The sequence below is a fragment of the Kitasatospora sp. NPDC098663 genome, assembly GCF_044760075.1.
Lineage (GTDB): Bacteria > Actinomycetota > Actinomycetes > Streptomycetales > Streptomycetaceae > Kitasatospora.
The window spans coordinates 133,732-146,072 of sequence record NZ_JBIWAP010000011.1; the positions used below are offsets into that span (position 1 = coordinate 133,732).

Consider the following 12,341-nt stretch of genomic DNA (forward strand, 5'->3'; position numbering starts at 1 on the left):
GAACGCAACCGTCACCGCGACCTCCAACCCGGCGCTCACCATCATGAAGACCGCCTCCCCGACCACCGTCACGGCCGCAGGGCAGGTCGTCGACTACAGCTTCCTGGTCACCAACACCGGCGACGTAACCCTGACCAACGTGACGGTGAACGAGACCGCGTTCTCCGGCACCGGCACCCCGCCCGTGATCACCTGCCCGCCCGGCGCCGCCTCCCTCGCCCCCGGCGCATCCGTCACCTGCACCGCCCCCTACACCGTCACGCAGGCCGACATCAACGCAGGCAGCATCACCAACACCGCGACGGCCACCGGCACACCGCCCACCGGTCCGCCGGTGACCTCACCGCCCTCCAACGCGACCGTCACCGCGACCTCCAACCCGGCGCTCACCATCGCCAAGTCGGTGGATGCGACGGAACTGACCGCCGTCGGCCAGGTGCTGCACTACTCCTTCCTGGTGACCAACACCGGCGACGTGACACTGACCAACGTGACGGTGAACGAGACGGCGTTCTCCGGCAGCGGCACCGCACCCGTGGTGACCTGCCCGGCCGGCGCCGCCTCCCTCGCACCGGGCGCGTCAGTGACCTGCACCGCCACCTACACCGTCACGCAGGCCGACCTGAACAGCGGCAAGGTCGCCAACACCGCGACGGCGACGGGCACTCCGCCCGCCGGTCCGCCCGCGACGTCCCCGCCGTCCTCGACCAGCGTCCCGAACACCCCGGCCCCCGCGCTCACCGTGGTGAAGTCGGCCTCGCCGAGCACGGTCACGGCCGCAGGTCAGACCGTCGACTACTCCTTCCTGGTGACCAACACCGGGAGCGTCACCCTGACCGATGTGACGGTGAACGAGACGGCGTTCTCCGGCAGCGGCACCGCACCCGTGGTGACCTGCCCGGCCGGCGCCGCCTCCCTCGCACCGGGCGCGTCAGTGACCTGCACCGCCACCTACACCGTCACGCAGGCCGACCTGAACAGCGGGAAGATCACCAACACGGCGACGGCGACGGGCACTCCGCCGTCCGGTCCGCCGGTGACCTCACCGCCGTCCAGCGCGACGGTGACCGCGAAGCCGCCGCACGGCCACCTGCCGAGCACCGGGGCTGACACCCGCCTGGCCGGGCTGGCGGGGAGCCTCCTGCTCCTCGGCGGTGGGCTGGCACTGGTGACGCGCCGCAACCGTCGTCACGGCTAGCAACGACGACTGACGGCGGCGGTCCCCGGGGCGTGAGCTCCGGGGACCGCCGCCGTTCTGTGCCCGCCCGTCCGTCCGCCCCTCACCTGAGAGGCGGGCCGGCGACGGAGCGATCCTCAGCCGAACGGATGAACCTCCGCCGCCGCCAGGCCCGCCGAGCCCGCGCCGCCCGCGCCGGCACGGTAAGACAGGCCGGGCCCCTCCGCGGTGACACCGGTGTGATCGTTCCTGGCGCCGCCCACAGCCGAAGGAAGAAGAGATGCGCGAAACCAAGCACAAGGCCCGAGCGGGTGCCGCCGTCGGCATCGCCCTGCTCGCCCTCGCCGCCCTGTCCGGCTGCCGCCAGCCCCACAACGGCGACAGCCAGGACGTGCAGGCCGCTGCGGCGGCTCCCCCCGAGGCCGGTGCGAGCAGCGGCGAGATCGCCGTGCTGGAGCAGCCGACGCTCCCGCCGCCGTCGTCCGTCGCCAACGACCAGGAGAAGCGCAAGCAGGTCACCATCGGCACCTGCGAGGCGACCAAGGACGGCTGGCGCGCAGCAGGCACCGCGGTGAACCCTGGTGACCGGCAGGCGGATTACCGGATCGTCGTCTACTTCACCTCGGCGAAGGCCACGGTGCTCGCCCTCGGCGACACGGCGGTGAACGTCAAGGCGGGGCAGAGCGGGGCGTGGGAGGTGCGGCAGGCGTTCCACGCGCCGCAGGGGACCCTGTGTGTCCTGCGGGGCGTCAGCTGAGCGCCCGCCGCCGGGCGGTCTAGCGCGGCGGGGGCCGGTTCTCGTCTCAGGTGGTGCGCTGGCCGTGCAGGAGGAGGGGGACGGCGCGGTTGGCGAGGGCTTCGGCGGCGCGGGCGGCCTGGGCGGGGGCCATGACGTCCGGGAGTTCGTGGGCGGGGACGAAGCGGGCGCCGAGCAGGCCGCTGCGGTGCCGGGGCGGGACGGTCAGGCTGGCGGCGGCGTGCTCGGTGACGGTGCCGCCGTCGAAGACCAGGTTGAGGCGCTCCAGGTAACGGTCGGCGGGGGTGAAGTCGACGGCCACAACGTCCGTCAGGCGCAGGTTGAGGCCGGTCTCGGCGTGCAGGTGGCGGGCGGCGGCGAGGTTCGGGGGCTCGTTGGGCTGGGCGGCGCCGCCCGGGAGGATCAGGCCGTCCATGTAGTCCGGGTCGACCAAGAGGATGTCGCCGCGTGGGTTGCGGACGAGGACGAGGCAGCCGAGCCGGCACACGGGCGGCTTGGCGAGCAGGCGGGGGTCTTGCATCGGGGGGTTCACTTCCTGAGGGCGGCGAGGAGTACGAGGGAGAAGCCGGCCCACCACAGCAGGCGGACGAGGAGTTCAGCCGTCATACGTGAGGCGCTCGTAGCGCAGGCCCTTGCGCAACAGGTCCACGACCCGCAGGAGTTCGGACGGGCGGGCGCAGCCGAGGCTGATCAGGTAGCAGCCGGTCCTGCGGCCGTGCTCCCAGTCGGCTTCGATGGACGGCAACTTCACCCCGCCCAGGGCGAGGACGGTGGTCAGGTCGTCGAGGACGTCGGCCGCCTGGCGTCGCTGGTCGGCCGTGGCGCGGTTGAGGGCGGATCCCATCACACCCCCACCCGGCGCCGGACCTCGAACCCCCGCCACGCGCTGAAGGCGGCGGAGAACGAGGAGAAGGAGGCCAGCTCACCCGAGGTGCCGCAGCGCAGCCACTCCCCCGTCGTCTCGTTCCGCACCCGGTAACACCGGCCCTCCGGGTCCCAGCGCACCCCGTAGCCGTGCAACCGGGGCACTTGGACATCGCCCATGGGAGTAACCTTCCGCGATCAGAGTTTCACGTTCTGTGCACATGATGGCCTGGTGCCATCTAGCATCGGAAGCGATATGCGACTTGCTGTCAGGTCAGCCGTGAGTTGGGGGTTTCCATGAACAAGAAGACCATCGACCCGACCTCGTCCCCGTGGGCCGCCTTCGGAGTTCAACTCCGCAGGTCACGCGAAGCAGTTGGGCTCACCCAGGTCCAGCTGGCGAAGAAGGTCGGGTGCACCGCATCGCACCTGTCCTACGTCGAACTTGCGCACCGACCGCCGAGCCTGCAGCTGGCGGAGCTGGCCGACCAGGAGCTCAAGACCGGCGGCACGCTGGTACTGATGTACTGGCAGCTCAAGCACACGGCATTGTTGGAGGGCTTCCCGGAGTACGCCAACTACGAGGCCCGCGCGGAGCAGATCAAGCTCTTCGAGATCAACGTCATCCCCGGACTCCTGCAGACACGGGCTTACGCTTCGGCGATCGAGGCCGGATACGTCCGACAGGGCAGCACAGCTCCGGAACAGGCCGCCGAACGCGTCGATTTCCGGATCGCCCGACAGCAAGTCCTGGACCGGACACCGCCACCGTTCCTGCACGCCGTGCTCGACGAAAGCTGTCTCAGCCGAATCATCGGGGGCCGTGAGGTCATGCTCGAACAGCTGACCCACCTCGAAGCGTTCGCCGGTCGACCGAACGTGGTGATCCAGGTGGCGCCGTACTCCCTGGGCGAGAACCGGCCGTTCATTCGTCCAGTGACGCTGCTTACCATGCCGAACCATAAAATGCTCGCCTACCTGGAAACTGAGCAGCGTGGCTACATCGACCGGGATTCTCAGCCGACCAGGGAACTGGACAGGAGCTACGATCGCCTTGTAGTCGAGGCCATGAACCAGGCCGACTCACTCGCAACGATCAGCTCGGTACGGAGGAAGCTCGAATGGATGTCGAACTGACTGACGCCTGCTGGAGGAAGAGCTCATACAGCAGTGGCGGCGGCCAGTGCATCGAGGTGGCCGAGGGTCTCGCCAACGTGACACCCGTCCGCGACTCCAAGGACCCCGGCGGTCCGGCCCTCTTCTTCTCCTCCGCCGCCTGGCAGTCCTTCGTCGCCGCCGTCCGGACCGGCGAGTTCAAGGCCTGATAGCAGCAACTCCGGCCCCGCCGCCCCGATCCAGGGCGACGGGGCCTTCTCAACCCCTCCACCCGGTTCAACCCGCCGCCACTGATGCACCTGCGGCGCAGCGGGGAGAACGGCATGTTCGACCGCTTCGCCGAACACGTCGAAGAACTCTGGTCCCGGGGCGGCGGCATCCGGGCCGGCCCGCGCTGACTCCTGGGCCTGACCCGGCGCCGGAGTGGGAAGTCGTCCCCGTCGACTTTCCACTCCGCGCCGACGGCTTGTATACGCGCGACGGCTTTGTCTCGGCCGTCCAGCCGCCCGTGGGGTCCATGTGACCGCGCGCGTCAGTGGTCGGGGGTGTGGGCGGCCAGGCGGACGGCGTCGGGCAGCAGGTGGAGTTCGTAGGGCGTGTAGCAGTCCGACATCTCGCCGCCGACCACGGCGCCGCAGCGGCAGGCGCGGTTGGGTGGGCCGTCGCCGGGGGCTCCGCAGCAGCCGGGTGGCCCGCTCGTCGGTGCGTGCCAGGTGAGGCCGGTCCGGTCGTCGGGGTGCAGGACGAAGGTGTTCCGGGGCCCGGCCGAGACGACGACCATTGCGTCGAAGTCGCTGATGCACGGGCCGCCGGGGTAGGCGGGGGGCCAGTCGTCCTGGTCCTCGGCCGGGACGAACGGCGGTCCGTGCGGCTGCGGATCGACGGCGTAGTGGCCGCGGGGCATGGTGGGCGGGGCCTGTCGCCTGCCGTTGACGAGCTCGCCCTCGAACAGGTGCCGGGCAGGAACCGCCGGAAGGGGCTCAAGGTCGGCCGTGAGGGCCTCGCCGCAGGCGGCGCAATGAAAGATCGTCATCGCGGCATGTCTACGGCGCAGGCCCTCACCTCGCAACGGGATTCCGTTCCCCCGCCGGCGGGGGCTCGTCAGCCGAACCGGAACACCTGGTCGGGCCAGCTGCTGTCGGGCGCTGCGCTGTCGAGGGCCTTGCTGATCGTGCGTTCCTCGTAGGCGAAGTGGGATTCCATGATCGCCGTGAGGCCGTCGAGTTCGCGGCCGACCGCTTCCAGTCCTTCGCCGGGTGGTCCGGCCGATTCGGCGGCGTGGTCGGCGAGTTCGCGCACCCGGTTGAGGATGGCGGCGATCATCTCGTGGTCCTCGGCGAGTTTGGCGATCGTCCCGGCGAGCTGCGGGTGTTCGCGCAGCAGGTGGGCGAACATGCCCTCGTCCTCGCCTTGGTGGTGTGCCGTCAGTGCGGTACAGAAGGCCAGGCAGTGGGTGCGCAGTGTGTCGCCGTCCGGGCGGCGCTGTCCGATCCCGGCTCTGATCCGGCCGATCCGGCGGCGCAGTTCCTGGTGTGCTCGGGAGAGTTGGAGACTCAGGGCGACCACGCGGTCGCCGTCATGGGAAGCCACGGAGGGCGGTCCCTTCGGTTCCGCACCTCCATGCCTGACGCTGTCCGTCACCGGCACGCGATGCTGGGCGCCATCCGATCACGGGTCCCGGCGCCGGGGCAAGCGCCACCGGGGCAGCGGCCGGTGGCCCCGGGCCCGAGCGGGCGGGCCCGGGGCCGTCGCGGCGGCCCCGGCCCTACGCGGGGGCGGCGGGGGCGGCGGGGGTGGTCAGGCGGTGGCGGGCGGCGGCGAGGAGTTCGTCGGACAGGGCGGGGTCGTCGCTGGCGCGGGCGAGGAGGAGGGCTCCGACCATGGTGGACAGGTCGGCGAGGGCGCTCTCGCGGTCGGCGGCGTCGGGCAGGTGCTGGAAGCCGTCGACCAGGTCGCGCAGTCCGGCGGTGAAGGCGGTGCGCAGCGGGGAGCCGGGTTCGGCGCGGGCCGCGTCGGCGGCCAGGGCTGCGGCGGCGCAGCCCTGGCCGGGGTTGTCGCGGTGGGGGGTGGAGAGGTAGCGGGCGAGGAACTCTGCGCGGGGGGTGGGGTGTTGGGGCGCGGTCGGGTCGGCGGCGGGCGTGCCGGGTGCGGGGTGGTCGGCGAGGCGGTCCATGGCTTCGCGGCGTTCGGTGAAGGCGGCGGTGAGGGCCCTGGCGACGAGGTCGTCCTTGGAGGTGAAGTGCCGGTAGAAGCCGCCGTGCGTCAGGCCTGCGGCGGCCATCGCCCGGGGGACGCTGATCTGGTCGGAGCCTTGCTCCCGGATCAGTCTGGCGGTGTGGTCGATCACCTCCTGGCGGTGGCGTTCGGCCTCGGCGCGTGACACGCGGGGCATGCCTGCGTTCCTTTCCTCGTCCTGCGGTGGTGGTGGTCCTACTTTCCCATCCGGGCTTCCCCATCCAGTTTAGATGATGGTAGTAATCTAAACGTTGCGGTGCCCCGGCTGCGGGCACCGCCTTCCCGAGAGCGAGGAACACGCACATGACCGTGATCGACGGCTCCACCGCCCTGGTCACCGGAGGCCTGCGCGGCCTCGGCCGGGCGTTCGTCGGGGAACTGCTGGCGCGCGGCGCGAAGAAGGTCTACGCCACCGCCCGCACCCCTGTGCCCAGCGAGGACGCGCGGGTGGAGGTCCTCGCCCTGGACGTCACCGACGACGCCTCGGTGGCCGCCCTGGCCGAGCGTGTCCAGGACGTCGACCTCGTCTTCAACAACGCCGGCGTCCTGTACCCGGGAGCGCTGCTCACCGGCGACCTGCGGCAGGTCCAGGCGACCTTCGACACCAACGTCCTGGGCCCGCTGCGCATCGCCCGGGCCTTCGCGCCGGTGCTGGCGGCCGGCGGCGGCGGGGCGCTGGTCGACATCCACTCCGCGCTGTCCTGGGGCGCGGGCGCGGGCGCCTACGGCGCCTCCAAGGCCGCCCTGTGGTCCCTGACCAACTCCCTGCGCCTGGAGCTCGCCGCCCAGGGCACCCAGGTCGTCGGCGTGCACCTGGGCTTCGCGGACACCGAGATGGTGGCGGCCCTGCCCGTCGACAAGATCCCGGCCGCCGAGGTGGCCCGCATCGTCCTGGACGGCGTCGAGCGCGGCGACCGCGAGGTTCTCGTCGACGACCTCACCCGGGCGCTCAAGGCCGCGCTCCCCGGCCCGGTGGAGGGCCTCACCATCCCCGTCCGCCGCTGAACCGCACCCCGCCGAAAACCGTCGAAACCCGCCGAACCCCAGCGAGGAGAACACCCATGCCCCTGTGGCACGTCTACCACCCGCCCGGCACCTACACCCCCGGGCAGAAGCAGCAGCTCGCCGCCGACATCACCGGGTTCTACACCCGCTTCGGGCTGCCGAAGTTCTACGTGATGACGCTCTTCCACGAGATCGGCGCCGACTCCTTCCACGTGGGCGACCGGCCCGCGCACGACGCGGTGCGGATCGTGGTCGAGCACATCGCCCGGCACACCGAGGACCCCGACCTGCGCAAGCGCACCCGGGAGGCCCTGGCCGCCCTCCTCGCGCCCCACACCACCGGGCGCGGCCTGCACTGCGAGTTCCACGTCGACGAGACGCCCCGGGACCTGTGGATGATCAACGGGATCGCCCCGCCCCCGTCCCAGAGCGAGGCCGAACAGCTGTGGGCCCGCGAGAACCGCCCGACCCCCTACTGATCCCCGACCGACCTCCTGCCGACCTCCTGCCGACGGGCGCCCCGGCACGGCGCCGTCGCGGGACGTCGGACGGGCCGACCTCCCCCTCCAGGACCCACCGCCCCGACACCCCGCGGGCGGTGGGTCCTGGCCGGTTCAGGCGGGTTCAGGCGGGCCCGGCGGGCCCGGCGGGCGCGGCAGGGGCAGCCGGGACGGCCGGCGCACCGGTGAGGAGGGCGTCGAGCAGGCCGGGGAAGCGGGCGTCGAGGTCGGTGCGGCGCAGGCTGACGAAGCGGTTGCGCCCGGCGACGCGGGTGGTGGTGACGCCGGCCTCGCGCAGGACGCGCATGTGGTGGGAGACGGTCGACTTGTGGAGGTGGTCCAGGCCCAGGTCGCGGGGGGCGCAGGAGTGTTCGGCGCCGTCGGCGTAGCTGAGCAGCAGGGTCATCCGGACGGGGTCGCCGAGGGCGTGCAGGACCGTGACGAGGTCGATGTCGGCGGTGGCGGGCTGGGGAAGCCGCTCGTCTTCGGTCATGGCGCGTGGTCCTCGTCGGGTGGGCATTGGTTTGACAATCATCCACCCATCCCTAGTGTTTGACGAGCGTCAAACTGTTGCCCTATCGTCAAACAATCGGGGGGCTTTCCCATGCCCGTACGCCTGCTCCTGCTCGCCCTCGGCACCTTCGCCATGGGCACCGACTCGATGGTCGTCGCCGGCACCCTCGGCCCGATCGCCGCCGACCTGGGGGTGTCCGTGCCGGCCGCGGGCCAGCTGGTCACCGTCTTCGCGCTCGGCTACGCGCTGCTGGCCCCGGCACTGGCCGCGCTCACCGCCCGCTGGCCGCGCCGGCGGCTGCTGCTGACCGCGCTCGCGGTGTTCAGCGCGGCCAACGCGCTCAGCGCGCTCGCCCCGAACTACGGCCTGCTGCTGGCCACCCGGGTCCTGGCGGCCGCCGGGGCCGCGCTGTACACGCCGACCGCCAACGCGGTGGCCACCACCCTGGTCGCCCCCGAGCGGCGCGGACGGGCGCTGGCCACCGTGCTGGGCGGGATGACGGTGGCCACCGCGCTGGGCGTACCGCTGGGCACCTGGGTGGGGCGCGGCGACTGGCGGATGACGATGTGGCTGGTCACCGCGCTGGGCGTGGCGGCGCTGGCGGGGCTGGCGCTGCTGCTGCGCGACCTGCCGGCGCCGGTGGCGGCGCCGGGGCTGCGGGCGCGCCTGGCCCCGCTGGGGCAGCGGCGGGTGCTGGGGGCGGCGGCCACCACGCTGGCGTTCTTCCTGGCCTTCCAGTGCGTCTACATCTACCTGGCCACCGCCGTCTCGGGGGCGACCGGGGGCGACGCGGACCGGCTGAGCCTGGTGCTGCTGACGGCGGGCGTGATGTCGGTGGCGGGCAGCTGGCTGGGCGGGCGCCTGGTGGACCGGGTCGGGGTGCGGCGGGTGCTGCTGACCGGCTCGACGGTGGCGGCGGGCGCGTTCGCCGCGCTGCCGTGGCTGGGGCGCAGCATGCCGGGGGCGCTGGTGTACGCGGCGGTGGTGCCGCTGGCGGGGTGGGCGGTGTCGGTGGCGCTGCCGCACCGGCTGGCGTCGATCGATCCGGGGAACGCGCCGCTGCTGATCTCGCTGAACAGCAGTGCGCTGTACCTGGGGACGGCGGCCGGGGGGGTTGCGGGCAGTGCGGCGATCGCGGTGCTGGGCGGGCGGTGGTTCCCGTTCGCGGCGGCGGGGCTGGCGCTGGTGGCGGCGGTGACGGCGGCGGCGACCACGCGGGACGCGCGGGCGGGCGCGCCGGCGGAGGGGGAGGCGGCGGTGCCGGTGCCGGCACCGTCGCGGTCCTGATCCCCGGGCGGACGGGGTTCAGCGGGCGGGGTTCAGCGGGCGGGGTTCAGCGGGCGGGGGCCCTCAGCGGGCGGAGCCGAGGTTGCGGTCGGCCTCGGCTCCGGCGAGCAGCAGGGTGGTCTCCTCGATGCGGCGCAGGCGCCCGCAGGGGGCGTACCGGCCGAAGAGGTAGACCTCCATGGAGACCCGGGTGCCGTCGGTCTTGAGGACGTCGACGGTGTGCCGGGTGGCGGTGCGGTCGCCGTCGTGGAGTTCCTCGTGGACCTCGACGCGGCCGGAGGCGACCACGGCGCGCAGGTGGCGGATGTGGTCGGTGAAGGCGGCGCGGTCGTCCCAGCGGCCGTCGGTGCGCTGGCGGTAGTCGGGGGTGAAGTGGCGCTCGACGGCGGTCTCCAGGTCGAGGCCGGGGGTGAAGAGCAGGTCGTCGAGGGCGGCGGCGATGGTGGTGCGGGGGGCGGTGGCGGGCATGGGGGTTCCCTTCTCGGAATCCGGCAATGCGTGCGTGGCGCACGCTTCATGGGATGAGCGTACCCCAGGAACGCGTGCGCCGCGCACGCTATGATCGGGGGGTGGACCACTCCCCCGAAATCCCCGACCCCGACCCCGAGACCGAGACCGAGACCGAGGCCACGACCGCCCCGGAGGCCGCCTCCGGCCTCGGGGACGCCGTCGCCCAGGCCCTGGCCGTCCTGCTGCGCCGCCCCGCCCGCGCCGCGCTCTACCGGCGCCTGACCGAGGGCCTGGGCGAGGCGGTGGACGAGGTCACCTACCCCGTGCTCTCCGGCCTGGCCCGCACCGGGGCGCGCAGCGCCGCCGACCTGGCCGCCGAGATCGGCCTGGACCGCTCCGGGGTCAGCCGCCGGGCCACCCGTCTGGAGGAGGCCGGGCTGCTGCGCCGCGAGGCCGACCCGCGCGACCAGCGCGCCACCCTGCTGACCCTGACCGGCGCGGGCGAGCGCACCGTGGCGGTGATGCGCGGGCGCCTGGCCGGCGGCATCGAGGAGGCGCTCGCCTCCTGGCCGCCCGGGGAGGCCGAGGCGTTCGCCCGGTCGCTGCGGCGCTTCACCGAGCAGGGCCCGTTCGGCTGAGCACGGGGCGACGGGCCGGGGCGACGGGCGTACGGGCGCGCGGGACGGCGCCTTGAGGGCGAGGGGCCCGGAAAACGCGGGTGCCCCGGGCCGGGGAACCGGTCCGGGGCACCCGCGGGCGCGGGGATCAGGCGCCGAGGACCTCGCCGACCAGGGCGCGGGCCTCCTCCTGCACCCGGGCCAGGTGGCCGGTGCCGAGGAAGGACTCGGCGTAGATCTTGTAGACGTCCTCGGTGCCCGAGGGGCGGGCCGCGAACCAGGCGTTGTCGGTGCACACCTTGATGCCGCCGATCGGCGCGCCGTTGCCGGGCGCCTCGGCCAGCACCGCGGTCACCGCCTCGCCGGCCAGCTCGCCCGCGGTGACCTGCTGCGGGGAGAGCCGGGCCAGGCGCGCCTTCTGCTCGCGGTCGGCCGGGGCGTCCACGCGGGCGTAGGCGGGGGCGCCGTGGCGCTCGGTCAGCTCGCGGTAGTAGGCGCTGGGGGTGGCGCCGGTGACGGCGGTGATCTCGGAGGCCAGCAGGGCCAGCAGGATGCCGTCCTTGTCGGTGGTCCACACCCCGCCGTCGCGGCGCAGGAACGAGGCGCCGGCCGACTCCTCGCCGCCGAAGGCGATCGAGCCCTCCGCCAGCCCGTCGACGAACCACTTGAAGCCCACCGGCACCTCGACCAGTTCGCGCTTGAGGTCGGCGGCGACCCGGTCCAGCATCGAGGAGGACACCAGCGTCTTGCCGACCGCGGCGTCGGCGGGCCAGTCCGCGCGGTGGCGGTACAGGTAGTCGACGGCCACCGCCAGGTAGTGGTTGGGGTTCATCAGGCCGCCGTCGGGGGTGACGATGCCGTGCCGGTCGGCGTCCGCGTCGTTGCCGGTGGCGATGGCGTACTCGTCCTTGCGGCCGATCAGGGAGGCCATCGCGGACGGCGAGGAGCAGTCCATGCGGATCCTGCCGTCCCAGTCCAGCGTCATGAACCGCCAGGTCGGGTCGGTGACCGGGTTGACCACCGTCAGGTCCAGGCGGTGCGTCTCGGCGATGCGCGCCCAGTACGCCACCGACGCCCCGCCCAGCGGGTCCGCGCCGATGCGCAGCCCGGCCGCGCGCACCGCGTCCAGGTCGAGCACGGCGGGCAGGTCCTCGACGTAGGTGCCCAGGTAGTCGTGGCGCCCGGTGGTCGCCGCCGCCAGCGCCCGCGCGTACGGGACGCGCTTGACGCCGCGCAGGCCCTCGCGGATCAGCTCGTTGGCGCGGTCCTGGATCCAGCCGGTGGCCTGCGAGCCGGCCGGGCCTCCGCTGGGCGGGTTGTACTTGAAGCCGCCGTCGCGCGGCGGGTTGTGCGAGGGGGTGACCACGATGCCGTCCGCCAGCGCCCGGGGGCTGCGCCGGTTGTGGGCCAGGATCGCGTGCGAGACCGCGGGCGTGGGGGTGTAGCCGTCGGCCGCGTCCAGCAGCACCTGCACGCCGTTGGCGGCCAGCACCTCCACCGCCGTCACCTTCGCCGGCTCCGAGAGGGCGTGCGTGTCGGCGCCCAGGAACAGCGGTCCGGCGATGCCCTGTTGGGCCCGGTACTCGCAGATCGCCTGCGTGGTCGCGGCGATGTGGTCCTCGTTGAACGCGGCGTCCAGCGAGGACCCGCGGTGGCCCGAGGTGCCGAACGCCACCCGCTGGCCGACCTCCTGAGGGTCCGGGTTCAGGGCGTAGTACGCCGTCACCAGCCGCGCGACATCCACCAGGTCATCCGGCTGCGCCGGCTGCCCGGCCCGTGCGTGTGCCATCCGTCTTCTCCCGCCAACTTCCCGTACGCG

Annotated in this window: 17 protein-coding genes; 8 read left to right on the forward strand and 9 right to left on the reverse strand. The window is 73.3% G+C overall.

Annotated elements, in window-relative coordinates:
- Together ACIQVZ_RS14750 and ACIQVZ_RS14755 are read left to right on the forward strand one after the other, a co-directional pair.
- A partial coding sequence (locus ACIQVZ_RS14750; protein WP_402450104.1) for an LPXTG cell wall anchor domain-containing protein occupies positions 1-1,198 on the forward strand: 1,198 nt, incomplete at its 5' end.
- A 259-nt stretch (positions 1,199-1,457) separates the two neighbouring features.
- The gene (locus tag ACIQVZ_RS14755) at positions 1,458-1,934 is read left to right on the forward strand and encodes a hypothetical protein (RefSeq protein ID WP_402450107.1); all 477 of its coding nucleotides are present in this window, start codon (positions 1,458-1,460) and stop codon (positions 1,932-1,934) included.
- Positions 1,935-1,980: 46 nt separating this feature from the next.
- Here the strand turns inward: ACIQVZ_RS14755 and ACIQVZ_RS14760 are convergent, their stop codons facing one another.
- The 3 genes from ACIQVZ_RS14760 to ACIQVZ_RS14770 form a co-directional block, all read right to left on the reverse strand.
- A complete protein-coding gene (locus ACIQVZ_RS14760) occupies positions 1,981-2,454 on the reverse strand; it encodes an NUDIX domain-containing protein (protein WP_402450109.1) in 474 nt (157 codons plus the stop codon).
- A 75-nt stretch (positions 2,455-2,529) separates the two neighbouring features.
- Positions 2,530-2,778, reverse strand: coding sequence for a hypothetical protein (locus tag ACIQVZ_RS14765; protein ID WP_402450112.1), 249 nt, complete (start codon positions 2,776-2,778; stop codon positions 2,530-2,532).
- Positions 2,778-2,978: a hypothetical protein gene (locus tag ACIQVZ_RS14770; RefSeq protein WP_402450113.1), complete on the reverse strand. Its 201-nt coding sequence runs from the start codon at positions 2,976-2,978 to the stop codon at positions 2,778-2,780. Before ACIQVZ_RS14770 ends, ACIQVZ_RS14765 begins: the two co-directional genes overlap by 1 nt.
- Before the next feature lie 117 nt (positions 2,979-3,095).
- On the opposite strand from ACIQVZ_RS14770, the gene ACIQVZ_RS14775 reads away from it, so the two are divergent.
- On the forward strand, positions 3,096-3,935 hold the full coding sequence (locus ACIQVZ_RS14775; RefSeq protein ID WP_402450116.1) for a helix-turn-helix domain-containing protein: 840 nt from the start codon (positions 3,096-3,098) through the stop codon (positions 3,933-3,935).
- Positions 3,920-4,123 (forward strand): DUF397 domain-containing protein, encoded by a 204-nt coding sequence (locus ACIQVZ_RS14780; RefSeq protein WP_402450118.1) that lies wholly within the window; start codon positions 3,920-3,922, stop codon positions 4,121-4,123. Before ACIQVZ_RS14775 ends, ACIQVZ_RS14780 begins: the two co-directional genes overlap by 16 nt.
- A 323-nt stretch (positions 4,124-4,446) precedes the next feature.
- Here ACIQVZ_RS14780 and ACIQVZ_RS14785 read toward each other — a convergent pair whose 3' ends face one another.
- From ACIQVZ_RS14785 to ACIQVZ_RS14795, 3 genes are all read right to left on the reverse strand, one after another.
- A complete protein-coding gene (locus tag ACIQVZ_RS14785) occupies positions 4,447-4,947 on the reverse strand; it encodes a hypothetical protein (protein ID WP_402450120.1) in 501 nt (166 codons plus the stop codon).
- Between the two features lie 68 nt (positions 4,948-5,015).
- Positions 5,016-5,504 (reverse strand): hemerythrin domain-containing protein, encoded by a 489-nt coding sequence (locus tag ACIQVZ_RS14790; protein ID WP_402450122.1) that lies wholly within the window; start codon positions 5,502-5,504, stop codon positions 5,016-5,018.
- Positions 5,505-5,679: 175 nt separating this feature from the next.
- The gene (locus tag ACIQVZ_RS14795; protein ID WP_402450124.1) at positions 5,680-6,306 is read right to left on the reverse strand and encodes a TetR/AcrR family transcriptional regulator; all 627 of its coding nucleotides are present in this window, start codon (positions 6,304-6,306) and stop codon (positions 5,680-5,682) included.
- A 146-nt stretch (positions 6,307-6,452) separates the two neighbouring features.
- On the opposite strand from ACIQVZ_RS14795, the gene ACIQVZ_RS14800 reads away from it, so the two are divergent.
- Together ACIQVZ_RS14800 and ACIQVZ_RS14805 are read left to right on the forward strand one after the other, a co-directional pair.
- Positions 6,453-7,154 (forward strand): SDR family oxidoreductase, encoded by a 702-nt coding sequence (locus tag ACIQVZ_RS14800; RefSeq protein WP_402450125.1) that lies wholly within the window; start codon positions 6,453-6,455, stop codon positions 7,152-7,154.
- Positions 7,155-7,210: 56 nt separating this feature from the next.
- Positions 7,211-7,633: a tautomerase family protein gene (locus tag ACIQVZ_RS14805; RefSeq protein ID WP_402450127.1), complete on the forward strand. Its 423-nt coding sequence runs from the start codon at positions 7,211-7,213 to the stop codon at positions 7,631-7,633.
- Positions 7,634-7,778: 145 nt separating this feature from the next.
- On the opposite strand, the gene ACIQVZ_RS14810 is transcribed toward ACIQVZ_RS14805, so the two are convergent.
- Positions 7,779-8,147 (reverse strand): ArsR/SmtB family transcription factor, encoded by a 369-nt coding sequence (locus ACIQVZ_RS14810; protein WP_402450129.1) that lies wholly within the window; start codon positions 8,145-8,147, stop codon positions 7,779-7,781.
- Positions 8,148-8,258: 111 nt separating this feature from the next.
- Here ACIQVZ_RS14810 and ACIQVZ_RS14815 point away from each other — a divergent pair, with 111 nt between their 5' ends.
- Entirely contained in the window at positions 8,259-9,455 is a 1,197-nt protein-coding gene (locus ACIQVZ_RS14815) for an MFS transporter (RefSeq protein WP_402450131.1), read from the forward strand.
- A gap of 63 nt (positions 9,456-9,518) precedes the next feature.
- Here ACIQVZ_RS14815 and ACIQVZ_RS14820 read toward each other — a convergent pair whose 3' ends face one another.
- Positions 9,519-9,923, reverse strand: a complete 405-nt coding sequence (locus tag ACIQVZ_RS14820) for a nuclear transport factor 2 family protein (RefSeq protein ID WP_402450133.1) — start codon at positions 9,921-9,923, stop codon at positions 9,519-9,521.
- 212 nt (positions 9,924-10,135) lie between these two features.
- Between ACIQVZ_RS14820 and ACIQVZ_RS14825 the strand changes: the two genes are divergently transcribed.
- Entirely contained in the window at positions 10,136-10,543 is a 408-nt protein-coding gene (locus tag ACIQVZ_RS14825) for a MarR family transcriptional regulator (RefSeq protein WP_350886161.1), read from the forward strand.
- Between the two features lie 127 nt (positions 10,544-10,670).
- Here the strand turns inward: ACIQVZ_RS14825 and pgm are convergent, their stop codons facing one another.
- Positions 10,671-12,311, reverse strand: a complete 1,641-nt coding sequence (pgm, locus tag ACIQVZ_RS14830) for a phosphoglucomutase (alpha-D-glucose-1,6-bisphosphate-dependent) (protein WP_350886131.1) — start codon at positions 12,309-12,311, stop codon at positions 10,671-10,673.
- Positions 12,312-12,341 lie beyond the last annotated feature (30 nt).